The organism is Pseudomonas sp. NFPP25, assembly GCF_900116505.1.
GTDB lineage: Bacteria > Pseudomonadota > Gammaproteobacteria > Pseudomonadales > Pseudomonadaceae > Aquipseudomonas > Aquipseudomonas protegens.
Genome location: NZ_FPBG01000006.1, coordinates 153163 through 178844, shown reverse-complemented (window position 1 = coordinate 178844; position 25682 = coordinate 153163). Strand labels below are relative to the sequence as shown.

The 25682-nt window shown below is 61.2% G+C and carries 21 protein-coding genes; 6 read left to right on the top strand and 15 right to left on the bottom strand.

The window, feature by feature from the left end; translation table 11 throughout:
• Positions 1-14: 14 nt before the first annotated feature.
• From sucD to sdhC, 9 genes are all read right to left on the bottom strand, one after another.
• Positions 15-896 carry a succinate--CoA ligase subunit alpha gene (gene sucD, locus BM382_RS23910; protein WP_003223019.1) on the bottom strand — a complete coding sequence of 294 codons (882 nt, stop codon included), beginning with the start codon at positions 894-896 and terminating at the stop codon, positions 15-17.
• Complete coding sequence (sucC, locus tag BM382_RS23905) at positions 896-2062, bottom strand: ADP-forming succinate--CoA ligase subunit beta (protein WP_009047768.1); 1167 nt, start codon at positions 2060-2062, stop codon at positions 896-898. The genes sucD and sucC overlap by 1 nt, the downstream gene beginning before the upstream one ends.
• Positions 2063-2292: 230 nt before the next feature.
• Positions 2293-3729, bottom strand: a complete 1437-nt coding sequence (gene lpdA, locus BM382_RS23900; RefSeq protein ID WP_011060054.1) for a dihydrolipoyl dehydrogenase — start codon at positions 3727-3729, stop codon at positions 2293-2295.
• A gap of 100 nt (positions 3730-3829) precedes the next feature.
• Positions 3830-5053, bottom strand: a complete 1224-nt coding sequence (gene odhB, locus BM382_RS23895; protein WP_025128636.1) for a 2-oxoglutarate dehydrogenase complex dihydrolipoyllysine-residue succinyltransferase — start codon at positions 5051-5053, stop codon at positions 3830-3832.
• A 42-nt stretch (positions 5054-5095) separates the two neighbouring features.
• A complete protein-coding gene (locus BM382_RS23890) occupies positions 5096-7927 on the bottom strand; it encodes a 2-oxoglutarate dehydrogenase E1 component (protein ID WP_011060052.1) in 2832 nt (943 codons plus the stop codon).
• Between the two features lie 263 nt (positions 7928-8190).
• Positions 8191-8895, bottom strand: a complete 705-nt coding sequence (locus BM382_RS23885) for a succinate dehydrogenase iron-sulfur subunit (RefSeq protein ID WP_011060051.1) — start codon at positions 8893-8895, stop codon at positions 8191-8193.
• 12 nt (positions 8896-8907) lie between these two features.
• Positions 8908-10680, bottom strand: coding sequence for a succinate dehydrogenase flavoprotein subunit (sdhA, locus tag BM382_RS23880; RefSeq protein WP_011060050.1), 1773 nt, complete (start codon positions 10678-10680; stop codon positions 8908-8910).
• A gap of 3 nt (positions 10681-10683) precedes the next feature.
• The gene (sdhD, locus tag BM382_RS23875) at positions 10684-11052 is read right to left on the bottom strand and encodes a succinate dehydrogenase, hydrophobic membrane anchor protein (protein ID WP_011060049.1); all 369 of its coding nucleotides are present in this window, start codon (positions 11050-11052) and stop codon (positions 10684-10686) included.
• Positions 11046-11432, bottom strand: coding sequence for a succinate dehydrogenase, cytochrome b556 subunit (gene sdhC / locus BM382_RS23870; protein ID WP_015634665.1), 387 nt, complete (start codon positions 11430-11432; stop codon positions 11046-11048). The genes sdhD and sdhC overlap by 7 nt, the downstream gene beginning before the upstream one ends.
• Before the next feature lie 350 nt (positions 11433-11782).
• Here sdhC and gltA point away from each other — a divergent pair, with 350 nt between their 5' ends.
• Complete coding sequence (gene gltA, locus BM382_RS23865) at positions 11783-13072, top strand: citrate synthase (protein WP_011060047.1); 1290 nt, start codon at positions 11783-11785, stop codon at positions 13070-13072.
• A gap of 286 nt (positions 13073-13358) precedes the next feature.
• On the opposite strand, the gene BM382_RS23860 is transcribed toward gltA, so the two are convergent.
• From BM382_RS23860 to BM382_RS23850, 3 genes are all read right to left on the bottom strand, one after another.
• Positions 13359-15017 (bottom strand): cation acetate symporter, encoded by a 1659-nt coding sequence (locus BM382_RS23860; protein WP_011060046.1) that lies wholly within the window; start codon positions 15015-15017, stop codon positions 13359-13361.
• On the bottom strand, positions 15014-15325 hold the full coding sequence (locus BM382_RS23855; RefSeq protein WP_011060045.1) for a DUF485 domain-containing protein: 312 nt from the start codon (positions 15323-15325) through the stop codon (positions 15014-15016). The genes BM382_RS23860 and BM382_RS23855 overlap by 4 nt, the downstream gene beginning before the upstream one ends.
• 190 nt (positions 15326-15515) lie before the next feature.
• Positions 15516-16367, bottom strand: a complete 852-nt coding sequence (locus BM382_RS23850) for a glycine betaine ABC transporter substrate-binding protein (RefSeq protein ID WP_011060044.1) — start codon at positions 16365-16367, stop codon at positions 15516-15518.
• Positions 16368-16655: 288 nt separating this feature from the next.
• Here BM382_RS23850 and BM382_RS23845 point away from each other — a divergent pair, with 288 nt between their 5' ends.
• Positions 16656-18251, top strand: coding sequence for a glycoside hydrolase family 17 protein (locus BM382_RS23845; RefSeq protein WP_026020028.1), 1596 nt, complete (start codon positions 16656-16658; stop codon positions 18249-18251).
• A 27-nt stretch (positions 18252-18278) separates the two neighbouring features.
• Here the strand turns inward: BM382_RS23845 and BM382_RS23840 are convergent, their stop codons facing one another.
• Positions 18279-18644 carry a hypothetical protein gene (locus tag BM382_RS23840; protein WP_011060042.1) on the bottom strand — a complete coding sequence of 122 codons (366 nt, stop codon included), beginning with the start codon at positions 18642-18644 and terminating at the stop codon, positions 18279-18281.
• Positions 18645-18877: 233 nt separating this feature from the next.
• Between BM382_RS23840 and BM382_RS23835 the strand changes: the two genes are divergently transcribed.
• The 3 genes from BM382_RS23835 (at position 18878) to BM382_RS23825 (ending at position 23133) form a co-directional block, all read left to right on the top strand.
• Positions 18878-20176 carry a serine/threonine protein kinase gene (locus BM382_RS23835; protein ID WP_026020029.1) on the top strand — a complete coding sequence of 433 codons (1299 nt, stop codon included), beginning with the start codon at positions 18878-18880 and terminating at the stop codon, positions 20174-20176.
• Entirely contained in the window at positions 20169-20957 is a 789-nt protein-coding gene (locus BM382_RS23830) for an MlaA family lipoprotein (RefSeq protein WP_011060040.1), read from the top strand. Before BM382_RS23835 ends, BM382_RS23830 begins: the two co-directional genes overlap by 8 nt.
• 142 nt (positions 20958-21099) lie before the next feature.
• The gene (locus BM382_RS23825; protein ID WP_011060039.1) at positions 21100-23133 is read left to right on the top strand and encodes an FUSC family protein; all 2034 of its coding nucleotides are present in this window, start codon (positions 21100-21102) and stop codon (positions 23131-23133) included.
• A gap of 7 nt (positions 23134-23140) precedes the next feature.
• Here the strand turns inward: BM382_RS23825 and BM382_RS23820 are convergent, their stop codons facing one another.
• On the bottom strand, positions 23141-24064 hold the full coding sequence (locus tag BM382_RS23820) for a DUF808 domain-containing protein (protein WP_019093634.1): 924 nt from the start codon (positions 24062-24064) through the stop codon (positions 23141-23143).
• A 169-nt stretch (positions 24065-24233) separates the two neighbouring features.
• Between BM382_RS23820 and BM382_RS23815 the strand changes: the two genes are divergently transcribed.
• Positions 24234-24842 carry a TetR/AcrR family transcriptional regulator gene (locus BM382_RS23815; protein ID WP_011060037.1) on the top strand — a complete coding sequence of 203 codons (609 nt, stop codon included), beginning with the start codon at positions 24234-24236 and terminating at the stop codon, positions 24840-24842.
• 131 nt (positions 24843-24973) lie between these two features.
• Here BM382_RS23815 and BM382_RS23810 read toward each other — a convergent pair whose 3' ends face one another.
• Positions 24974-25414 (bottom strand): GlcG/HbpS family heme-binding protein, encoded by a 441-nt coding sequence (locus BM382_RS23810; protein ID WP_019093635.1) that lies wholly within the window; start codon positions 25412-25414, stop codon positions 24974-24976.
• Positions 25415-25682 lie beyond the last annotated feature (268 nt).

The window sequence follows — 25682 nt, the reverse complement described above, 5'->3', positions numbered from 1 at the left end:
GCTAAGCGCGAGGCTTACTTGACAGCCCAACCGGTCAGCTCGGCCAGGGCCTTGCCGATGTCTGCCAGCGAACGCACGGTTTTCACGCCGGCGTCTTGCAGAGCAGCGAATTTCTCGTCTGCAGTGCCTTTGCCGCCAGAGATGATTGCGCCAGCATGGCCCATGCGCTTGCCCGGAGGAGCAGTCACACCAGCGATGTAGGAAACAACCGGCTTGGTCACGTGAGCCTTGATGTAGGCAGCCGCTTCTTCTTCAGCCGAACCGCCGATCTCACCGATCATCACGATCGCTTCGGTCTTCGGGTCTTCCTGGAACAGCTTCAGGATGTCGATGAAGTTCGAACCCGGGATCGGGTCACCACCGATGCCGACACAGGTGGACTGACCGAAACCGGCGTCAGTAGTCTGCTTAACAGCTTCGTAGGTCAGGGTGCCGGAACGGGAAACGATACCGACCTTGCCTGGCAAGTGAATGTGACCTGGCATAATGCCGATCTTGCATTCGCCTGGGGTGATCACGCCTGGGCAGTTAGGGCCGATCAGGGTCACACCCAGCTCGTCGCACTTAACCTTGGCGTCCAGCATGTCCAGGGTAGGAATGCCTTCGGTGATGCAGACGATCAGCTTAATGCCGCCGAAAGCAGCTTCCAGGATCGAGTCCTTGCAGAAAGGAGCTGGAACGTAGATCACGCTGGCGGTGGCGCCAGTGGCAGCTACAGCGTCTTTCACGGTGTTGAACACTGGCAGGCCCAGGTGCTCGGTGCCGCCTTTGCCAGGAGTTACGCCGCCAACCATCTTGGTGCCGTATTCGATGGCTTGCTGGGTGTGGAAACTACCTTGCGAACCGGTAATACCCTGGCAGATAACTTTGGTGTCTTTATTGATCAGGACGCTCATTATTTGCCCTCCGCAGCTTTGACAACTTGTTGAGCAGCGTCGGTCAGGCTGGTAGCAGCGATGATGTTCAAGCCGCTTTCTGCCAGTACTTTAGCGCCCAGTTCAGCGTTGTTGCCTTCAAGGCGAACAACAACCGGGATTTTCACGCCGACTTCTTTCACGGCGCCGATGATGCCTTCGGCAATCATGTCGCAGCGAACGATGCCGCCGAAGATGTTGACCAGTACTGCAGCGACGTTGGTGTCGGACAGGATGATCTTGAAGGCTTCGGTCACGCGCTCTTTGGTAGCACCACCACCTACGTCGAGGAAGTTGGCTGGCTTGCCGCCGTGCAGGTTGACGATGTCCATGGTACCCATGGCCAGGCCGGCACCGTTGACCATGCAGCCGATGTTGCCTTCCAGCGCTACGTAGTTCAGTTCGAACTTGGCAGCGTGGGCTTCGCGCGGATCGTCCTGGGACGGATCGTGGAAGGTTTTCAGCTTAGGCTGACGGTACATGGCGTTGGCGTCGATGTTGATCTTCGCGTCCAGGCAGTGCAGATCGCCGTCGGCCTTGATCACCAGCGGGTTCACTTCCAGCAGGGCCAGATCGTGATCCTGGAACAGTTTGGCCAGACCTACGAAGATCTTGGCGAACTGGGCAACTTGCTTGCCTTCCAGACCCAGTTGGAAAGCCAGCTCGCGCCCCTGGAATGGCTGAGCGCCAACCAGTGGATCGATAGTGGCCTTGAGAATTTTTTCTGGAGTGTCGTGAGCGATTTTCTCGATGTCCACGCCACCTTCGGTGGAAGCCATGAACACGATGCGACGGCTCGAACGGTCAACGACAGCGCCCAGGTACAGCTCTTTAGCGATATCAGTGCACGATTCAACCAGGATCTTGGTGACAGGCTGGCCATTGGCGTCAGTCTGATAGGTCACCAGACGCTTGCCCAACCACTGCTGAGCGAATGCCTTAGCGTCTTCTTTGCTGCGAACCAGCTTAACGCCGCCCGCTTTACCGCGACCACCGGCGTGAACCTGGGCTTTGACAACCCACTCGGAGCCGCCGATTTTGTCGCAAGCTTCTGCTGCTTCTTCCGGGGTGTCTACCGCGTAGCCTTTGGATACTGGCAGGCCGTATTCAGCGAACAGCTGCTTACCCTGATACTCGTGAAGATTCATGCTTTTTACCGTCTTCGTTAGGTACTGCGCATTCGGCGCTGCGCTCAAGATTGAGTGCCGCACCACCTGTGACCGCTCCTCTCAAAACCAGCGCCACACCTGAACCCGGAGCCTGGGCCCCGGTCCAGTGTGTGGCGCTACCCTGAGAGGTCGAGTCCAGCGGATATTCCGCGGTGAGTCTTGCGCACAAGGCTCACGACGGGCCAACCGCCGTGGTTTCTTATTATTGCTTAGCGTTTCTTGCGGTTGGCAATGTGGATGGCAGTGCCATTCACAGCCAGAGCTGCTTCGTGCAGGGCTTCGGACAGGGTCGGATGGGAGAAAACCATCATGCCCAGGTCTTCGGCGCTGGTGCCGAATTCCATGCCGATCGCACCTTGCTGAACCAGTTCCGCAGCGCTTGGGCCAATCACGTGGACGCCCAATACGCGGTCAGTCTTGGCATCGGCGATGACTTTGACGAAACCACCGGTGTCGTTGGCTGCCATGGCACGGCCGCTGGCGGCAAACGGGAAGGTGCCGACGTTAACTTCAACGCCTTCAGCTTTCAAGGCCTGCTCGGTTTTACCGACCCATGCAATTTCCGGGTGAGTATAGATAACCGAAGGGATCAGGTCATAGTTCATCTGGGCTTTGTGGCCCTTGATGCGCTCGGCAACCATGATGCCCTCTTCCGAGGCCTTGTGAGCCAGCATCATGCCGCGCACCACGTCACCGATGGCGTAGACGCCCGGCACGGTGGTAGCGCAATGATCGTCAACGTGCACGAAACCGCGCTCGTCGAGGGTCACGCCGCAATCGGCGGCCAGCAGGTCGGTGGTCACCGGGCGGCGACCAACGGCAACGATCAGCTTGTCGAAAGTGATGGTCTGCTCGCCATTGGCATCGGTGTAGGTGACCACGACTTCTTCGCCGTTGACCTTGGAGCCGGTCACGCGAGCGCCCAACTTGATGTCCAGGCCTTGCTTGGTCAGGGTTTTCAGCGCTTCCTTGGAAACAGCGGTGTCGGCTGCCATCAGGAAGGTGTCCAGGGCTTCCAGGACAGTCACTTGCGCACCCAGGCGCGACCATACCGAACCCAGTTCCAGGCCGATGACGCCAGCGCCGATCACGCCCAGGCGTTTTGGTACGGATTGGAATTCCAGAGCGCCGGTGGAATCGACGATCACATTCTGGTCGACCGGAGCCGGTGGAATGTCGATCGGACGCGAGCCTGGAGCCAGGATCACGTTTTCGGCTTCGATCACTTCAACCGAACCGTCAGGCTTGGTGACTTCGACTTTCTTGCCGGCCAGCAGTTTGCCGTGGCCCTGGATCGAAGTGACGCCATTGGCTTTGAACAGGGTGGCAACACCACTGGTCAGGCCTTTGACGATGTTGGCCTTGCGACCCACCATGGCTGGTACGTCCATGGTCACGCCAGCGTGGTTGATACCGTGGATGGCAAAACCGTCCTGGGCTTCGTGGAATTTCCAGGAGCTGTCCAGCAGCGCCTTGGAAGGAATGCAACCGACGTTCAGGCAAGTACCACCGAGGGCCAGCTTGCCCTCTTTATCGGTGTACTTCTCGATGCAAGCGGTGGTGAAACCGAGTTGTGCGGCCTTGATTGCGGCGACATAACCGCCTGGGCCCGCGCCAATCACTACCACGTCGAATTTCTGAGTCATAAAAGGTTCCTTTTAACGGCAAGCTAGAAGCTGCAGCCGCAAGCTTGAAGCCTCTTGCCCTGGGGCGCGAAGCTTCCCGCTTGCAGCATGCAGCTGCTTTTTAGATGTCCAGGAGCAGACGAGCCGGGTCTTCCAGCAGGTTCTTGATGGTCACCAGGAACGTCACGGCTTCTTTACCGTCGATCAGGCGGTGATCGTAGGACAGCGCCAGGTACATCATCGGACGGATGACCACTTGACCGTTGATCGCCATAGGACGCTGCAGAATGTTGTGCATGCCCAGGATCGCGGCTTGTGGCGGGTTGACGATCGGGGTCGACATCATCGAACCGAAAGTACCACCGTTGGTGATGGTGAAAGTACCACCGGTCATCTCTTCCATCGACAGCTTGCCGTCACGGGCCTTCTTGCCGAAGGTGGCGATGCCGCCTTCGATTTCGGCCAGGCTCATCAGTTCGGCGTTACGCAGAACCGGAACCACCAGGCCACGGTCGCTGGAGACCGCAACACCGATGTCGGCATAGCCGTGGTAGACGATGTCGGAACCGTCGATCGAGGCGTTGACAGCCGGGAAGCGCTTCAGGGCTTCGGTGGCGGCCTTGACGAAGAACGACATGAAGCCCAGGCGTACGCCATTGTGGGACTTCTCGAACAGATCCTTGTACTTCGAACGCAGGGCCATGACTTCAGTCATGTCGACTTCGTTGAAGGTGGTCAGCATCGCCATATTCGACTGGGCTTCAACCAGACGCTCGGCAACCTTGGCACGCAGGCGGGTCATAGGCACGCGCTTCTCGACGCGATCACCGGCAGCGAAGACCGGAGCAGCAGCGGCAGGAGCCGGAGCCTTGGCAGGCGCGGCAGCCGGAGCGGCTTTCTTCGCGGCAACAGCAGCGACCACGTCTTCCTTGGTCACACGGCCGCCTTTGCCGGTACCGGCAACGGAAGCGATGTTGATACCGTTTTCTTCAGCCAGCTTGCGCGCGGCAGGAGCAGCGATTGGATCGTCTTCGCCATCGGCAGCAGCCGGGGCAGCAGCGGCGGCGGCCGGAGCGGCGGCGGCAGCAGGAGCAGCGGCAGCAGCGCCGCCTTCAACGATGGAGCCCAGGACTTCGTCGGACAGAACGGTGTCGCCTTCGTTCTTGACGATAGCGCCCAGCACGCCGTCAGCGGTGGCCAGAACTTCCAGCACGACCTTGTCGGTCTCGATGTCAACGATCAGCTCGTCACGCTTGACGGCGTCGCCCGGTTGCTTGTGCCAGGTGGCAACGGTGCCATCGGCAACCGATTCCGGGAAAGTGGGGGCTTTGATCTCGATAGCCATTATCTGTGGTTCCTTAAATTCGGTTTCAGGTGCGCGAAGGCGTTAAACAGTAAAGGCATCTTGCAGCAGTTTTTCCTGCTGCTCAGCGTGCATCGATGCATAACCACAAGCTGGAGCAGCAGAAGCGTCACGGCCCGCGTACTCGAGTACGAGCGACTTGTTGTGACCGCTGATGATGCGACGCATGTGATGCTGGCTGCAGTACCAGGCACCCTGGTTCATCGGCTCTTCCTGACACCAAACGATGTGTTTGACGTTTTTGTACGGAGCCAGGACTTCGATCAGGTCGTCCTCAGGGAATGGGTACAGCTGCTCGATACGCACGATGGCGATGTCGTCACGACCTTCGGCACGGCGTTTTTCCAACAGGTCGTAGTAGACCTTGCCGCTACACAGAATGATGCGACCCACGTCTTTTGGATCCTGGGCATCGATTTCCGGGATAACGGTCTGGAACGAACCTTCCGCCAGATCTTCCAGGGTCGAGATGGCCAGTTTATGACGCAGCAGGGATTTCGGTGTCAGCACGACCAGCGGCTTGCGCAGCGGACGAATCACCTGGCGACGCAGCAAGTGGTAGATCTGAGCCGGCGTGGTCGGTACGCATACCTGGATGTTGTGCTCGGCGCACAGCTGCAGGTAACGCTCCAGACGAGCCGAGGAGTGCTCGGGACCCTGACCTTCATAACCGTGTGGCAGCAGCATGGTCAGACCGCAGAGACGGCCCCACTTGTGCTCGCCGCTGGTGATGAACTGGTCGATCACTACTTGTGCACCGTTGGCGAAGTCGCCGAACTGGGCTTCCCAGATCACCAGCGCGTTAGGCGTGGTGGTGGAGTAGCCGTATTCGAACGCCAGTACGGCTTCTTCGGACAGGAACGAATCGTACAGGTCGAAACGTGGCTGGCCTTCGTACAGGTGCTGCAACGGGATGTAGGTGCCGGCGTCCTTCTGGTTGTGCAACACCGCATGGCGGTGCGAGAAGGTGCCGCGGCCGATGTCCTGGCCGGTCATGCGAATCGGATGACCTTCGAACGCCAGGGTCGCGTACGCCATGGTTTCAGCGTAACCCCAGTTGATCGGCAGGCCGCCGGCTTGCATCTTCTGACGGTCTTCGTAGATCTTCGCGACCTGACGCTGAACCACGAAGCCTTCCGGCAGCTCCAGCAGCTTGGCGGACAGTTCCTGAAGAGTCTTGAGGTCGAAGGTGGTGTCGTGACGCGCGGTCCAGGTATGGCCCAGGTACGGACGCCAGTCCACGAACAGCTCTTTGTTCGGCTCCTTGACCAGGCTCTTGACCACGTGCAGACCGTTGTCCAGCGCGTTGCGGTATTCGTCGACTTTCGCCTGAACACGCTCTGCGTCGAGCACACCGCCCTGGGTCAGGCGATCGGCATACAGTTCACGGGTGGTGCGCTGCTTGGCGATCTGCTGATACATCAGTGGCTGGGTGCCGCTTGGCTCGTCGGCCTCGTTGTGGCCGCGACGACGGTAGCAGACCAGGTCGATCACCACGTCGCGCTTGTACTGCATGCGGTAGTCGATGGCCAGCTGGGTCACGAACAACACGGCTTCCGGATCATCACCATTCACATGGAGGATCGGTGCCTGGATCATCTTCGCAACGTCGGTGGCGTACTCGGTGGAGCGCGAGTCCAGCGGGTTGCTGATGGTGAAACCGACCTGGTTGTTGATCACGATGTGCACAGTGCCGCCGGTACGGAAACCGCGGGTCTGGGACATCTGGAAGGTTTCCATCACCACGCCCTGGCCGGCGAACGCCGCGTCACCGTGGATCGAGATCGGCAGAACCTTGTCGCCGGTCTGGTCGTTGCGACGGTCCTGACGGGCGCGCACCGAACCTTCGACCACTGGAGAAACGATTTCCAGGTGGGACGGGTTGAACGCCATCGCCAGGTGAACTTCGCCACCGGTGGTCATGACGTTGGACGAGAAGCCCTGGTGGTATTTAACGTCACCGGAACCCAGCTCGACCTTCTTCTTGCCTTCGAACTCGTCGAACAGCTCGCGCGGGTTCTTGCCGAAAGTGTTGACCAGCACGTTCAGACGGCCACGGTGGGCCATGCCGATTACCACTTCCTTGGTGCCGTAGGAACCGGAACGCTGGATCAGCTCGTCGAGCATCGGAATCAGGCTCTCGCCGCCTTCCAAACCGAAACGCTTGGTGCCCGGGTATTTGGTACCCAGGTATTTTTCCAGGCCTTCAGCCGCAGTGACGCGCTCGAGCAGGTGGCTCTTGATGTCGGCGGAATAGGTCGGACGGCCGCGTACGCTTTCCAGACGCTGCTGGAACCACTGACGCTGCTCGGAATCGGTGATGTGCGTGAATTCAGCGCCAATGGTGCGGCAATATGTCTGCTGCAACGCTTCGTGAATTTCGCGTAGGCTCGCTTCCTCTTTGCCGATGAACAGGTCGCCGGCACGGAAGGTCGTATCAAGATCGGCATTGGTCAAGCCGTAATGATTGATCGACAGGTCTGCAGGTGCAGGACGCTGCCACAGCCCCAGCGGGTCCAGCTGGGCTGCCTGGTGGCCACGCATCCGATAGGCCTGGATCAATCGCAGCACTTCAACTTGCTTCTTCTCGTGCTCACTGCTCACGCTACCGGCGGATACCGGTTGGGCGCGGCGCTGGTTCTTTGCCAGCAAGACGAAATGATCGCGGATTGTCGAGTGCGAAACATCGATGGCAGTGCTGCCGTCGGTAGGCAACTTCTGAAAGTAAGTGCGCCACTCTTCTGGCACAGCGTTAGGGTCGTGCAGGTAGAGCTCGTAGAGCTCTTCCACATAGGCAGCGTTACTACCGGATAGGTAGGCGCTGTTCCACATGCGCTGCATCACGCTTTCTTGCATGCTTGGTCACCCTCGGTTAGGGGAACACCACCGGCGACGACACCGAGCAAGCTTGCAGAAGTCCGAATGCAGCGACCAAAACAAGCCACTTAGGATCACGCTGATAGTCCGGGTACCAGCCCGGATGCCCCTGCTTGTCTCATTTCTTCAAAATATAGAGCAGCCACTTTGTGAGCTGCTGCTCAGGTTAGAGCCATGACGCGGGTTGAAGCCCGCGCCGTGGCTTTTACGGGTACAGCGGTCCTACGGGTACAACAGCTGAATCACACGCCACTCTGCAGCAGCATGTTACGAATGTGACCGATGGCCTTAGTCGGGTTCAGGCCCTTCGGACAAACGTTGACGCAGTTCATGATGCCCCGGCAGCGGAATACGCTGAACGGGTCGTCCAGGGAAGCCAGACGCTCGGACGTCTTGGTGTCACGGCTGTCTGCCAGGAAGCGGTAGGCTTGCAGCAGGGCAGCTGGACCCAGGAACTTGTCCGGGTTCCACCAGAAGGACGGGCAAGAGGTCGAGCAGCAAGCGCACAGGATGCACTCGTACAGACCGTCGAGCTTCTCGCGCTCTTCCGGGGACTGCAGACGTTCGATGGCCGGAGCCGGCGTATCGTTCTGCAGGAATGGCTTCACCTTCTCGTATTGCTTGTAGAAGATGCTCATATCGACGACCAGGTCACGGATAACCGGCAGACCTGGCAGCGGGCGAACAACCAGCTTGTTCTTCTTGACCACGGCAGACAGCGGCGTGATGCACGCCAGACCGTTCTTGCCGTTGATGTTCATGCCATCGGAACCGCAAACGCCTTCACGGCAGGAACGACGGTAGGAAAAACCTTCGTCCTGCTCTTTGATCAGGGCCAGCACGTCCAGCACCATCAAGTCCTTGCCACCGGTGTCTACCTGGAAAACCTGGGTTTTCGGAGCCGAGTCGGTGTCAGGGTTGTAACGATAAACTTCAACTTGCAACATATCGATCACCCTTTAGTAAGTCCGGACTTTTGGTTCGAAAGTCGGAACAGTCTTCGGCGAGAAGTTGACCGCACGCTTGGCAACGCGCTTCTCACCCGGGAAGTACAGGGTGTGGCACAGCCAGTTTTCGTCGTCACGGTCTTCGAAGTCTTCACGGGCGTGAGCGCCGCGGGACTCTTTGCGCACTTCGGCAGCGATGGCAGTGGCTTCGGCCACTTCCAGCAGGTTCTGCAGCTCAAGTGCTTCGATACGCGCAGTGTTGAAAGCTTGAGACTTGTCGTTGATCTTGACGTTGGCGATACGCTCGCGCAGGTCAGCCAGCTGGGCGATACCCTTCTGCATGTATTCGCCAGTACGGAATACACCGAAGTAGTTCTGCATGCAGTTCTGCAGCTCGCGACGCAGGGTTGCAACGTCTTCACCGGTGGTGCGCTCGTTGAGCTTGGCCAGGCGGTTCAGGGCAACGTCGACGTCGGTGTCGCTGGCGTCGCGGTATTCGATACCGTCGGTCAGCGCTTTTTCCAGGTGCAGACCGGCTGCACGGCCGAACACCACCAGGTCCAGCAGCGAGTTGCCGCCCAGACGGTTGGCGCCGTGTACCGATACGCAAGCCACTTCACCCACTGCGAACAGGCCAGGGATGATGGTGTCTTCGCCAGCGGCGTTCTGCGTGATGGCCTGGCCATGAATGTTGGTGGCAACGCCGCCCATCATGTAGTGGCAGGTTGGAACGACCGGAACCGGAGCAACCACCGGGTCAACGTGCGCAAACGTCTTGGACAGCTCGCAGATACCTGGCAGGCGGCTGTGCAGCACTTCCTCGCCCAGGTGGTCGAGCTTGAGCATCACGTGGTCGCCGTTCGGGCCACAGCCGTTGCCGGCGATGATTTCCTTGACCATGGAGCGCGCAACAACGTCGCGGCCAGCCAGGTCTTTGGCGTTCGGAGCATAACGCTCCATGAAACGCTCGCCATGCTTGTTGATCAGGTAACCACCCTCACCACGGCAACCTTCGGTTACCAGTACACCGGCGCCGGCAATGCCGGTCGGGTGGAACTGCCACATTTCGATGTCTTGCACCGGAACGCCAGCACGCAGCGCCATACCAACGCCGTCACCGGTGTTGATCAGGGCATTGGTGGTGGAGGCGTAGATACGACCTGCACCGCCGGTGGCCAGAACGGTGGCCTTGGAGCGGATGTAGGTGGTTTCGCCGGTTTCGATGCAGATAGCGATCACGCCGACAAAGGCGCCGTCCTGGTTCTTCACCAGATCGACCGCGTACCACTCGTTGAGGAAGGTGGTGCCGGCTTTCAGGTTGCCCTGATAAAGTGTGTGCAGCAGTGCGTGACCGGTACGGTCGGACGCTGCGCAGGTACGAGCAGCCTGGCCGCCCTTGCCGTAGTCCTTGGACTGACCGCCGAAGGGACGCTGGTAGATACGACCGGTTTCGGTACGGGAGAACGGCAGACCCATGTGGTCCAGTTCGAAGACCGCAGCCGGGCCTTCCTGACACATGTATTCGATGGCGTCCTGGTCACCGATGTAGTCGGAACCCTTGACGGTATCGTACATGTGCCAGCGCCAGTCATCGTTCGGGTCCGCCGAGGCGATCGCGCAAGTGATGCCGCCCTGGGCAGACACAGTGTGCGAACGGGTCGGGAACACCTTGGTGATCACCGCAGTCTTGTGGCCGCCCTGGGCCAGCTGCAGTGCGGCACGCATGCCGGCGCCGCCGCCGCCAATGATGATGGCGTCGAATGAAATGGTTGGAATGTTAGCCATGAATCAGATACCCCAGAGAATCTGCACACCCCAGACGAAGTAAGCGAACATCGCGACGCCGCATACTGCCTGGAAAAGGAAACGTACTGCTGTGGCCGACTTGCCCAGCGCCATCGGCGTCAGGTAGTCAGTCGAGATGGTCCACATGCCGACCCAGGCGTGAGCGCCCAGGGCCACCATGGCCAGCAGACTGAAGATACGCATCCAGTTGTTTGCGAACAGGCCATGCCACTGGGTGTAGTCAATGCCCGGATTCGCTACGAGGTATCCGATCAGGAAAATGAAATAAGCCGCGAGAACGACCGCAGACACACGCTGTGCCATCCAGTCATAAAGGCCCGAACGCGACAGGTTCGTAACGCTGGTTACCATATCCAAACTCCCGCCAGAACGATTACCACCACGGATACGGCGATAACGATTTTCGAGCCCAGCTTGCCGCCTTCCAGCGTCTCACCGATGCCCATGTCCATAATCAGATGGCGTACACCGGCCACCAAGTGATACAGCAAGGCGGACAGGAGGCCCCATGCAACGAATTTGGCCAGCGGACTGGTCAAGCACGCCTTCACCTCGGCATAGCCTTCCTCGGAGCCCAGGGATTTGCTCAATGCATAAAGCATGATGCCGATGCCCAGGAAGAGGATGATGCCGGAAACACGGTGGAGAAACGACGTAACGCCGGTGATGGGGAGTTTGATGGTCCTTAGGTCTAGGTTTACAGGTCGTTGGCTATTCACGGCTTTTTTCACACTGAAGAGCCCCTAACAATCAGGGCAAAGTTGTTGGGGAGTGCACTGGTCAGGCAACCACTACCCAGGGAGTGCGACCCCCAGCAAAGCGGGCCCAGAAGCCTACGGAGGTCGGTGGCCGAGTATAGACAGTTAGGCTACTAATGACAACGCAAAGACCTTCCCCTAATAGCTGATTGCGTTAGCGTTATAAAAGGCGTAAATGGCGCTGAATTTCGCGAAAAAATCCCTCCCAAAGCCTTCTGGGACAAGACTTTAGGCAAATTGACATTCGGATTTATCTCACTATAGTGGTGCGGGCCCTGCGTGGGGGGTCTGTCTGATGATTTCAAGCATAAATAGGAGGCCACATGGCTGACAAAAAAGCGCAGTTGATCATCGAGGGCGCAGCCCCCGTCGAGCTGCCCATTTTAACCGGCACCGTTGGTCCCGATGTAATCGATGTTCGGGGTCTGACGGCCACGGGCCGCTTCACTTTTGACCCGGGTTTCATGTCGACCGCCTCCTGCGAGTCGAAAATCACCTACATCGACGGCGACAACGGCATTCTGCTGCATCGCGGCTACCCGATCGAACAGCTGGCCGAGAAATCCGACTACCTGGAAACCTGCTACCTGCTGCTCAACGGTGAATTGCCCACCGCCGAACAGAAGGCCCAGTTCGTCAGCACCGTGAAGAACCACACCATGGTTCACGAACAGCTCAAGAGCTTCTTCAACGGTTTCCGTCGCGACGCCCACCCGATGGCGGTGATGTGCGGCGTAGTCGGTGCCCTGTCGGCGTTCTACCACGACTCCCTGGACATCAATAACCCGCAGCACCGCGAAATCTCCGCCGTGCGCCTGGTGGCCAAGATGCCGACCCTGGCAGCGATGGTCTACAAGTACTCCATGGGCCAGCCGATGATGTACCCGCGCAACGACCTGTCGTACGCGGAAAACTTCCTGCACATGATGTTCAACACCCCGTGCGAGATCAAACCGATCAGCCCGGTACTGGCCAAGGCAATGGACCGGATCTTCATCCTCCATGCCGACCACGAACAGAACGCCTCGACGTCCACCGTGCGCCTGGCGGGCTCCTCGGGTGCCAACCCGTTCGCCTGTATCGCTGCCGGTATCGCTGCACTCTGGGGCCCGGCCCACGGCGGTGCCAACGAAGCGGTACTGACCATGCTCGACGAAATTGGCGATGTCTCGAACATCGACAAGTTCATCGCCAAGGCCAAGGACAAGAACGATCCGTTCAAGCTCATGGGCTTCGGTCACCGCGTGTACAAGAACCGCGACCCGCGCGCCACCGTAATGAAGCAGACCTGCGACGAAGTACTCAAGGAACTGGGCATCAACAACGATCCGCAACTCGAACTGGCCATGCGCCTGGAAGAGATCGCCCTGACCGACCCGTACTTCATCGAGCGCTCGCTGTACCCGAACGTCGACTTCTACTCGGGGATCATCCTCAAGGCGATCGGCATTCCAACCAGCATGTTCACCGTGATCTTCGCCCTGGCGCGGACCGTCGGCTGGATCTCGCACTGGAAGGAAATGCTCTCCAGCCCGTACAAGATCGGCCGTCCACGCCAGCTGTACACCGGCTACGAGTCGCGTGACATCACCAAACTGGAAGACCGCAAATAAGACCTGCCTTGCGCAAACGTCTTAGCTGCACCGGATACGGCCTCTAACAGAGGTCGTATTTGTTTCTGCCCTCCCCTCGCCCCCCCCCAACCCGCAGGAACCGGCCTGCCGGCGAAGAGCCCTGCTCCTCACATACGCTTGCGCTGGCAAGCCAGCTCCTATGCTCCTGCACCTGCAGTCGGGGGGCTCCGGGTAGGGCGAGCGGACAGAAAAATGCCCCGGTCTCTCGATCGGGGCATTTCGCCATTACGCAGCTTCTATATAGAAGCCGATACATTCATCCCGCTTAGTGCGACACCGCCCCACTGGCACCCAGGCCGGTCTGCGAACGCACGAACTGCGGGAAGAACAGCGCCCGCTCGTTGACCGCCGCGGTCGACTTGTCGGTGATGGAGAAGAACCAGATACCGATGAAGGCGATGATCATCGAGAACAGCGCCGGGTACTCGTACGGGAAGATCGCCTTCTCGTGATGCAGGATCTGCACCCAGATGGTCGGGCCGAGGATCATCAGCGCCACGGCACTCACCAGGCCCATCCAGCCGCCAATCATGGCGCCACGGGTGGTGAGCTTCTTCCAGTACATGGAAAGCAGCAGTACCGGGAAGTTGCAGCTGGCGGCAATGGAGAACGCCAGGCCGACCATGAACGCGATGTTCTGGCTTTCAAAGAGAATGCCCAGGCCGATGGCCAGTACGCCCAATGCCACGGTGGTGATCTTGGAAACGCGAATCTCATCCTTCTCGTTGGCCTTGCCCTTCTTGATCACACTGGCATAGAGGTCGTGGGACACCGCCGAAGCGCCTGCCAGAGTCAACCCTGCCACTACCGCCAGAATGGTGGCGAAGGCCACGGCCGAAATGAAGCCGAGGAACACGCTGCCGCCCACTGCGTTGGCCAGGTGCACCGCCGCCATGTTGTTGCCGCCCAGCAAGGCGCCTGCGGCATCCTTGAAGTCCGGGTTGGTGCTTACCAGCAGGATCGCGCCGAAGCCGATGATGAAGGTCAGGATGTAGAAGTAGCCGATGAAGCCAGTGGCATAGAGCACGCTCTTGCGAGCTTCCTTGGCATCGCTGACGGTGAAGAAGCGCATCAGGATGTGGGGCAGGCCAGCGGTACCGAACATCAGCGCGAGACCTAAGGAGAACGCCGAGATCGGGTCTTTCACCAGGCCGCCGGGGCTCATGATCGCTTCACCCTTGGGGTGAACCTTGATCGCTTCGGAGAACAGGGTGTTGAAGTCGAAGTTGACGTGCTTCATCACCATCAGTGCCATGAAGGACGCGCCGGAGAGCAACAGCACCGCCTTGATGATCTGCACCCAGGTCGTGGCCAGCATGCCGCCGAACAGCACGTACAGGCACATCAGGATGCCCACCAGGATCACCGCCACATGGTAGTCGAGGCCGAACAGCAGCTGGATCAGCTTGCCGGCACCCACCATCTGCGCGATCAGGTAGAACGCCACCACCACCAGCGAGCCACAGGCCGACAGGGTGCGGATCTGGGTCTGTCCGAGGCGGTAGGACGCCACGTCGGCAAAGGTGTACTTGCCCAGGTTGCGCAGGCGCTCGGCGATCAGGAACAGAATGATCGGCCAGCCCACCAGGAAGCCGATGGAGTAGATCAGGCCGTCATAGCCAGAAGTGAACACCAGGGCGGAAATCCCCAGGAAGGACGCCGCGGACATGTAGTCGCCAGCGATCGCCAGGCCGTTCTGGAAGCCGGTGATCTTGCCGCCCGCCGCGTAATAGTCGGCAGCCGACTTGTTGCGCTTGGAGGCCCAGTAGGTGATGCACAGGGTGGCACCGACGAAGACCACGAACATCACGATCGCCGATACGTTGAGTGGTTGCTTGTGGACTTCGCCCGTCAAGGCGTCTGCAGCCCAGAGGGCGGGAGCGAAGGCGGCAAGACCGAGTGCTGCGAATAGACGTCGGATCATTGCTGAGCCTCCTTCAGGATCGCATTGTTCAACTCGTCGAATTCGCCGTTGGCGCGTCGCACATAGATGGCCGTCAGGATGAAGGCCGAGAGAATCAAGCCGACACCGATGGGAATGCCCCAGGTGATGGATGAGGTAGGACTGAGTTTGGCGCCCAGGATCTGGGGACCATAGGCGATCAACAGGATGAAAGCCGAGTAAAGCCCAAGCATGATCGCCGAGAGAATCCAGGCGAACCGCTCTCGTTTGCTGACCAGCTCCTTGAAACGCGGGCTGTTTTGAATCGAGAGGTAAATGCTGTCGTTCATTGTTTTTATCCTCGCAGCACAGATTTTAGGTGGAACCTAATCCACTCTATGCGGCTATGGAGCAGGTTCCAGACGACCTTAGTATTAGAACGACATTAGCGTTGGCGCCGGTTTTTTCTTCAATAAATGACAAGGCCGCCCACTGTTTCCAGTGCGCGGCCTCAAGACCCCTGATCTAGACGCGTTGTGCTTATTTAGCAGTCCACTCGGCAACCCTTTCCGGGTGCTTGCTCACCCAATCCTTGGCCGCCACATCGGGTTTTGCACCCTCTTGAATGGCCAGCATGACCTCACCGATTTCATCTTTCGAGGCCCACTGGAATTTCTTCAGGAAGGCCGCCACTTCCGGCGCCTTCTTCTCCAGGCCCTTGCTGCCGATGCTGTTGACGGTTTCAGCAGCGCCGTACACGCCCTTCGGGTCTTCGAGGAAGCGCAGTTTCCACTTGGCGAACATCCAGTGCGGCACCCAGCCGGTCACGGCGATGGAATCCTGTTTTTCTTCGGCGCGGGTCAGCTCGGCGATCATTGCCGCCCCGGAACTGGCCTGCAGCTTGTAGTCCAGGCCGTAGTCCTTGATCGCCTGGTCGGTCTTGAGCATCACCCCCGAGCCGGCGTCGATGCCGACGATCTTGTTCTTGAACGTGGTATCGGTCTTGAGGTCCTCGATGGACTTGGCCTTGACGTACTCCGGCACGATCAGGCCGATCTTGGCGTCCTTGAAGTTGGGGCCGTAGTCCACCACCTTGTCCTTGTTCTTGGCCCAGTACTCGCCATGGGTCACCGGCAGCCAGGCCGAAAGCATGGCGTCGAGCTTGCCGGTGGCTACGCCCTGCCACATGATCCCGGTCGCCACCGCCTGCAGCTTGACGTCATAACCGAGCTTCTGCTTGATCACTTCCGCCGCCACATGGGTCGTCGCCACGCTGTCGGACCAGCCGTCGACATAGCCGATGCTCAGGGTCTTGCTGTCGGCACTGGCCAGAGTGGAGCTGATGGCAAGTACCAGTGCGGCACCTGCGCCTAAGAGTCGTCGCATCTTCATCGTTACTTCCCCGAAAAGTGCAGTGCCGGGCGGCTGCCAGGCACGTCAACGTATGGTTATGGTGCTCAGCGCCCCCATCACGCCTCACCGCGAACGCGTTCGATCATCAGCGGAGTACTGATGCCTGGATCATCAACCCGCCCTGTTCCGCGACCTGCTCTGTCTACGACCTCAAGGCAGCCAGCAGCGACATCAGATAGCCAGTAACCAACGGCCGGCCTCTACCGGGCAGTGGGTCCGCCCGAACTTTGCATGTCAAAATCATGCAGCCCACCAAGCTGCGGACAAATGCGGGTAAGATGCCCGGCTTTGTTCCACGACGGCCCGATCATGCCCGCCACCCCTCGTTTCCCCGCCCTGCCCTATCTGTTCGCCTGCCTGCTCGGGCTGCTGGCCCTCTGCGGTTATTGGTACGGCCTTGGCCGGCCGGTGCACCTGCCGGATGTCGCCAGCGCCAGCCACAAGCTGCAGTGCGCTTCCTACACTCCGTTCGACAAGGACCAGTCGCCCTTCGACCAGCCGTTCAAGCTGCGCCCGCAGCGCATGGACGCCGACCTGGCCCTGCTGGCGACCCGTTTCGAATGCATCCGTACCTATTCCATGACCGGCCTGGAAGCCCTGCCGGACCTGGCGCGCAAGCACGGCCTGAAGCTGATGATCGGCGCCTGGGTCAACAGCAACCCGGTGGACACCGAAAAGGAAGTCGACCTGCTGATCGCCTCGGCCAACGCCAACCCGGACGTGGTCAGTGCGGTGATCGTCGGTAACGAAGCACTGCTGCGCAAGGAGGTCACCGGCGCGCAATTGGCGCGGCTGATCCTCAAGGTCAAGGCCGGGGTCAAGCAGCCGGTGACCTACGCCGATGTCTGGGAGTTCTGGCTCAAGCACCCGGAAATCGCCCCGGCGGTGGATTTCCTCACCATCCACCTGCTGCCGTATTGGGAAGACGATCCGTCGAACATCGACGCCGCCTTGAACCACGTGGCCGAGGTGCGCCAGGTGTTCGGCAACCGCTTCGCCCCCAAGGACGTGCTGATTGGCGAGACCGGCTGGCCCAGTGAAGGCCGGCAGCGAGAAACCGCGCTGCCCAGCCGGGTCAACGAGGCCAAGTTCATCCGCGGCTTCGTCGCCCTGGCGGAACACAATGGCTGGCACTACAACCTGATCGAAGCCTTCGACCAGCCCTGGAAGCGCGCCAGCGAAGGTGCCGTCGGTGGCTACTGGGGGCTGTTCGATGCTGATCGCCAGGACAAGGGCATCCTCGCCGGCCCGGTGTCCAACCTGCCGTACTGGCCGCTGTGGCTGGGCGTCGGCGGCCTGATACTGCTCGGCACCCTGGTGCTCGGCGGCCGGCCCCGCGACCACCGCGCCGCCCTGCTGCTGCCCCTGTTGGGCGCAGTGGCCGCTTGCAGCATCGGAACCTGGGGAGAACTGGCGCGGGCAACCAGCCGTTTCGCCGGTGAATGGTGCTGGGCCGCGCTGCTGCTGGGGCTCAACCTGCTGGTGCTGGCCCACGCCGCCCTGGCCCTGAGCCCTCGCCAGGGCTGGCGCCTGAAAGCCTTCGATGCACTGGAGAAACGGGCCGGCTGGCTGCTGACGGCCGCAGGGTTCGCCGCGGCGGTGATGATGCTGGAGCTGGTGTTCGACCCGCGCTACCGCAGCTTCCCCAGCGCAGCCCTGCTACTGCCGGCACTGGTCTACCTGTGCCGCCCGGTGCGAGTGCCGCGCCGGGAGATTGCCCTGCTGACCTTTATCGTCGGTGCCGGCATTGCCCCGCAGTTGTATCAGGAAGGTCTGGCCAACCAGCAGGCCTGGGGCTGGGCCCTGGTCAGCCTGCTGATGGTAGCGGCGCTTTGGCGCAACCTGCGGGCCCGCAGGGCCTGAGGCCATAGGCCATGGCCGCTGCTGCGGCTATGGCTTGCTGGCGCGCACCAGGCGCAAGCCGGCAATCACCACGGCAAATACCGCCAGGGTGGTGTTGTACAGGGCCAGGGCCGGGATGCCGATCAGCAACGCCAGTACGCCCAGCCCCCAACCGGCACGCCCGGGCATGACAAAACCCAGGAGCGCCACGGCCACCGCGCTCCAGCCCAGCACCTTGAAGTGAATCATCCAACCCAGGCTGGAGCGCAGCCCGCACTCCCAGCGGCTGGCAGCCTCGACACAGGCACCCACCCAGCGCGCATCCTCCATGAAGCCGTAGCGCAGGCCATAACTGGCGGCCAGCCACAGCGGCAGGACCACGAGCAGCAGAATCAGGGGAAGGCGGCGGGACATGAAACACTCCGAACAGTCAAAACGGCGCCCAGCATAATCCCCCGCGAACGCTTGGCAAGCGCCAGGCGCAGATATCTGTCATGCAAATGGCGGCAAAGTGTATCGTCCGGCTACTATCACTTCCCAATAAGCCTGTCGCAGGCGTTATTTGTGCCCAACCATGGCACTTCGGCAGCAGCGCGGTGGTCATAGCCTGCGAACCTCATTCGGTACCTTCTTCTAGGGATACAGTCATGCTTCGTTCCTTGCGCTTCGCTGCCCTGTTTGGCGGCCTTATCCTGAGTGCGTCCGCGCTGGCGGTCGACGTCGACCCGGCCACCTATGGCTACCCGTTGACCAACCCCTTCGAAGCCACCATCGCCACCACGCCTCCGGAGTTGCGCCCGGAACTGCCCTCCAACGATGACATCCGCCAGTCTGACCACAGCCTGACGCTGCGTCCGGAACGGGAATTCATCCTCCCGGACAACTTCTGGGCGGTGAAGAAACTCACCTACCGCATTGCCACCCAGGACCACGCCGCGCCGCTGATCTTCCTGATCGCCGGCACCGGGGCGCGCTATGACAGCAGCCTCAACGAGTACCTGAAGAAGCTCTACTACAAAGCCGGCTACCACGTGGTGCAGCTGTCCTCGCCCACCAGCTTCGACTTCATCAGCGCCGCTTCGCGCTTTGCCACCCCGGGCGTGACCCAGGAAGACGCCGAGGACATGTACCGGGTGATGCAGGCCGTACGGGCGCAGAATCCCAAGCTGCCGATCACCGAGTTCTACCTCACCGGCTACAGTCTTGGCGCGCTGGATGCGGCCTTCGTCAGCAAGCTGGATGAAACCCGGCGCAGCTTCAATTTCAAGAAGGTCCTGCTGCTCAACCCGCCGGTCAATCTCTATACCTCGATCACCAACCTCGACAAGCTGGTGCAGACCGAGGTCAAGGGCATCAACAACAGCACTACCTTCTACGAACTGGTGCTGGGCAAGCTGACCCGCTACTTCCAGCAGAAGGGCTATATCGACCTCAACGACGCCCTGCTCTACGACTTCCAGCAATCCAAGCAGCACCTGACCAACGAGCAGATGGCGATGCTGATCGGCACCTCCTTCCGTTTCTCTGCGGCGGACATTGCCTTCACCTCGGACCTGATCAACCGCCGTGGCCTGATCACCCCGCCCAAATACCCGATCCGCGAAGGCACCAGCCTCACGCCGTTTCTCAAGCGTGCCCTGCAATGCGACTTCGACTGCTACCTGACCGAGCAGGTGATCCCCATGTGGCGCGCCCGCACCGATGGCGGCAGCCTGCTGCAACTGATCGACCAGGTCAGCCTCTACGCCCTGCAGGACTACCTCAAGGCCAGCCCGAAGATCGCCGTGATGCACAACGCCGACGACGTGATCCTCGGCCCCGGCGACCTGGGTTTCCTGCGTAAAACCTTTGGTGACCGCCTGACCGTCTACCCCCATGGCGGCCACTGCGGCAACCTCAACTACCGCGTCAACAGCGACGCCATGCTGGAGTTCTTCCGTGGCTAAACATCTCCTGCTTATCGCTGCGTTGCTCTGCGCAGGCTATGCCCAAGCCGACAACAGCAAGGCCAACATTCCCGTCACCCCCGACCCCGATGGCTTCACCGAGCCGTTGAAGAAGCTCAAGTTCAATCCGGGGCTGGACCAACGCGAGTTCGAGCGCTCGACCTTGAACGCCCTGAATATCTACGACCCGCTGGAATCGTGGAATCGCCGGGTCTACCACTTCAACTACCGCTTCGACCAATGGGTGTTCCTGCCGGTGGTGGACGGGTACCGATACGTGACGCCGAGCTTCCTGCGCACCGGGGTCAGCAACTTCTTCAACAACCTGGGCGATGTGCCCAACCTGTTCAACAGCCTGCTGCAGTTCAAGGGCCAGCGCTCCATGGAAACCACCGCGCGCCTGCTGCTCAACACCACCATCGGCGTGGCCGGCCTGTGGGACCCGGCTACCAAGATGGGCCTGCCGCGCCAGAGCGAAGACTTCGGCCAGACCCTGGGCTTCTACGGCGTACCCGGCGGCGCGTACCTGGTGCTGCCGATCCTCGGCCCGTCGAACCTGCGTGATACCGCCGGGCTGGCGGTGGACTACACCGCCGAATCGGCGATCAACTTCCTCAATGTTTCGGAAGCCAGCAGCAATCACCCGGAAATCTGGGTCCTGCGCGGGGTCGACAAGCGCTACCAGACCAGCTTCCGCTATGGCCAGCTGAACTCGCCGTTCGAATACGAGAAAGTGCGCTACGTCTACACCGAGTCGCGCAAGCTGCAGATCGCCGAGTAACCCTGCCTCGCCCCGCCATCCGGCGGGGCGTCCGCTCCCCGTCAAAGCCCCTTCCTCGCCCGCTCGTTGAAAAGCCGATTGGCACACCCTGGCAAAATCGATACGATGCTAATCATTAGCTAGCTATCAATGTGTCTGAAAGATGAAACTGCCGACCTTTTTCCGCGCCGATATCTGGCAAGCCCTCTTCGCCCCTGCCCCTGCCGACCTGCTGTTCGCCGCGCGCAACCTGATTGCCGGCGGCCTGGCCCTGTACCTGGCGTTCCGCCTGGATTTCGAACAACCGCAATGGGCCCTGACCACGGTGTTCATCGTCAGCCAGTCCAGCAGCGGCATGGTCCTGGCCAAGGGCGCCTACCGCCTGCTGGGCACCCTGGTGGGGGCCGTGGTGTCGATATTGCTGATCGCAACCCTGGGCCAGGCGCCCCTGCTGTTCCTGCTGGCCATGGCCCTGTGGCTGGCCTTCTGCACCACCGGCGCCTCGCTGCTGCGCAACCACGCAGCCTACGGTTTCGTACTGGCGGGCTACACCACTGCCATCATCGCCCTGCCCGCCACCGCAGCGCCCTTGCAGGTGTTCGACCAGGCAGTGGCGCGCTGTTCGGAAATCGGCCTGGGGATCATCTGCGCCGCCGTGGCCAGCCAACTGCTCTGGCCGCGCCGGGTGGAACAGGCGCTGGCGGTCCAGGGCCGCGCCGCCTGGCTGGCCGGGCGCCAGGCCGCAGCCTCGGAGCTGCTGGGGGAAGACCAGCGCAAGGGGCTGCTGGAAGCCCTGGGGCGTATCGTCACCGTGGATGCCCAACGCGATCACGCCTGGTTCGAAGGCCCGCAGGGGCGCCGTCGCTCCCAGGCGCTGCGGGTGCTGAGCCGCGACCTGCTGGGCTTGCTCCGGTCCGCCCGCGGCGTGGCGCGGCAACGGCAGATGCTCGACGCCGCCACCGCGCAGCAACTCCAACCCTTGCTCGGCGAGACCATCCAGGCCCTGCAGGCCGAACATGACGCCGCCCTGCCGCCCTTGCTCCAGCGCCTGCAACAGGCACTGCAGGACCCTTCGCTGTCCGCCGAAGGCCATCTGTGCCTGGTGCAACTGGCCCAGGTACTGGAGCGGGTGGAACAGAGCGCCCTGAGTGTCAGCGCCGTGGAACAGGGCCGGGTCCCGCCCGGCGCTCCCGGCGCCCTGTCCTGGCACCGGGATATCCAGCAAGGGGTGCTGGGAGGCTTGCGCAGCGCCCTGGCCTTTCTCGCCGTCGCCGGCTTCTGGCTGCTGTCCGCCTGGCCCTCGGGGCTGGGGGCCGTCTCCATCTGTGGCGTGGTGCTGAGCCTGTTCGCCGGGCGTGAGAACCCTGCCGCGTCCTGCCTGAATTTCTTCAAGGGCATTGCCCTGTCCATTCCCGTGGCGGCCTTCGTCGGCCTTGGCCTGCTGCCGGGCTGGGACGGTTTTCCCCTGCTGTGCCTGGGGCTGGCAGTGCCGCTGTTCTGCGCTTCGCTGTGCATGAGCCGACCGAAGCTCGCGCCCGTCGCCTCGGCGTTCTGCATCTTTTTCGTCAACAACGTCGGCCCCAGCAACCTGATGAGCTACGACCTCGGGGCGTTCCTGAACAAGGCCATGGCCACCCTGATCGGTGTCGGCATCGCCGTGGTGGTGCTGCGCCTGGTCAGCCTCAACCCGGGCGAGCAGCACTACCGGCGGATGTTCAAGGCTTCGCTGTTCGATCTGGCGCAGCTCACCTCACGCCCGCCGGAGCAGGCCGAAAGCTGGTTCGGCGGGCGCATGGCCGATCGTCTGATCCGGGTGTCGCGGTATTGGCAGATGCAGCCCGAGAACCGCCGCAGTCACTGGGACAACGGCCTGCTGGGGCTGGACCTGGGAGATGAGCTGCTGCAATTGCGCAGTTGCCTGGACCCGGCCCGGGGCACCCTGGCCACGGAACGCGAGCATTATCTCGCGCACCTGGCGACGCTGCTCAGGCACGGCGGCCCCAGCGCCAACCGCAGCGAACAGCTGGATGCGGTCTCGGCGGCCCTGCTCAAGGCCCTGGATGGCGACCGCGACCTGCCCCTGCAAGCCCGAGAGATGGCCCGAGCGGCGATTCTGCAACTGCAGTTCACCTGGCGCCGCTGGTGCCGCCAGCAACAAGCGGCCGCGCTGCCGACCCCGGTGCCGGCAGCGGGCTGAGCGCCCGTCAGCCGCGCAGTGCGCGCCAGGCCTTGCCCGCCAGGGTGACCGCCAGCAGCACCACGGCACCGGCAATGATCCCGGCCACGGCATTGAGCAGGGTCGGCATCAACGCCGATACCGGGCCTATGACCCCGGCGCTGCGCTCGGCCAGCCCTTCTATCAGGTGGTGCACGGCGGGCACACCGTGGGTCAGGATGCCGCCGCCCACCATGAACATCGCCGCTGTACCGATCACCGACAGGCCCTTCATCATCAGCGGCGCCGCCCGCAGGATCGCCCCGCCGATGCGCTTGGCCAGGGCGGCAGGCTTGTGCACCAGCCACAGCCCCAGGTCATCGAGCTTGACGATGCCGGCCACCAGGCCGTAGACGCCGACGGTCATGACAATGGCGATACCCGAGAGCACCACCACCTGCTGGGTCAGGGAGGCCCCGGCCACGGTGCCCAGGGTGATGGCGATGATTTCCGCGGAAAGGATGAAATCGGTGCGCACCGCACCCTTGATCTTGTCCTTCTCGAAAGCCACCAGATCCACCTGGGGGTCGGCCAGGGCTTGCAGGGTCTGGGTATGTTCGGCCGCCACTTCGGCGTGGTGCAGGTATTTGTGCGCCAGCTTCTCGAAACCCTCGAAACACAGGTAGGCACCACCCAGCATCAGCAGCGGGGTCACCAGCCACGGCGCCAGGGCGCTGATGGCCAGCGCCGCCGGCACCAGGATCAGCTTGTTGCGAAACGACCCCTTGGCCACCGCCCAGACCACCGGAATTTCCCGCTCGGCGCGGACCCCGGAGACCTGCTGGGCATTGAGCGCGAGGTCGTCGCCCAGCACACCGGCGGTCTTCTTCGCCGCCATCTTGGTCATCAAGGCCACGTCATCGAGTACCGCGGCGATGTCATCGATCAATACCAGCAAACTGCTTCCGGCCATGAACCTGGCTTCCCTGCATGGAAATAAGGCGCGCAGCATACCGTGCCGCTGGCAGCACAAGCGAGATGCCAGAAGCAGTAAAACCGCGGCCGCCGGGCATTCTTGAGCCTCGCGCGACGCCGGTGCTACCATGCGCAACCGCCCGAACAGGCAAGGAATCCCCTGGTTTATGAGCACCATCCGCGAGCGCAATAAAGAACTGATCCTGCGGGCCGCCAGTGAAGAGTTTGCCGACAAGGGCTTTGCGGCGACCAAGACCAGCGACATCGCCGCCAAGGCCGGGTTGCCCAAACCCAACGTCTACTACTACTTCAAGTCCAAGGAAAACCTCTATCGCGAGGTGCTGGAAAGCATCATCGAACCCATCCTCCAGGCCTCCACCCCGTTCAATGCCGATGGCGTGCCCAGCGAAGTGCTCAGCGGCTACATCCGCTCGAAGATCCGCATCTCCCGCGACCTGCCCTTCGCTTCCAAGGTCTTTGCCAGCGAGATCATGCATGGCGCGCCGCACCTGAGCCCGGAGCAGGTGGAACAGCTCAACGCCCAGGCCAAGCACAACATCGAGTGCATCCAGACCTGGATCGATCGCGGCCTGATCGCCCCGCTCGACCCCAACCACCTGATGTTCAGCATCTGGGCCGCGACCCAGACCTACGCCGACTTCGACTGGCAGATCTCGGTGGTCACCGGCAAGACCAAGCTCGACGAAGACGACTACGAAGCTGCGGCGCAGACCATCATCCGTCTGGTGCTCAAGGGCTGTGAACTGGATCGCTGATAGCGTTTCGGTACTTTCTGGTTTGTTTCCCGGCCCGCAAGGGCGCAATAGTTTCAATCAAGATCCTGCGCGGCTTTTCGCAGCCTCGCGGGCTCGGCAGCGGCTACAGGCCGGGCCCGCGAGGTCGAGGGCTACGCGCTGACGCCAGCGTCCGCCGCCAGGCCCTGGGCTTCGATCGCGCTGATGGCGCACTGCTCATCGATGTCCGAGGTATCGCCACTGATGCCGATCGCCCCAATCACTGCCCCCGCCTGATCCCGAATCAACACCCCGCCCGGCGCAGGCACCACGCTGCCCTGCCCCAGACCGTTCAATGCGCCGATGAAGGCCGGGCGCTGCTGCGCGTCCAGGGCCAGCAGGCGCGAGCCCTTGCCCAGGGCCACCGCCCCCCAGGCCTTGCCGATGGCGATCTGCGGGCGCAGCAGGCTGGCGCCGTCCTCCCGTTGCAGGGTCACCAGGTGCCCGCCGGCATCCAGCACCGCGATGGTCAGCGGCGCCGCATTGATCTTGCGCCCCGCGTTGATGGCCTGGTTGGCCAGGCTGACTGCGACTTTCAAGGTTAAAGCGCTCATGGGTGCCGTCCTTATCTTGTTATTGAGAAAGTCTGGGGAAGCTTCTTGTAGGAGAAGTCCGATACAACAAATAGAACACAATGAATTTATTTTTTGTATACAATAATTCGCGAAAGGCAGCCCATGCGACAAAAGGACGCCGGTTTATCGGGGCTTTGATGAAAGCCGCTGCCGCTCAAGAAAATGGATTGACCTGCGCCATCCGCCGTGAATACACTTTGCGCAAAACCACTTGTATACAATTACAAAACGCAAGAGGCACAAAACC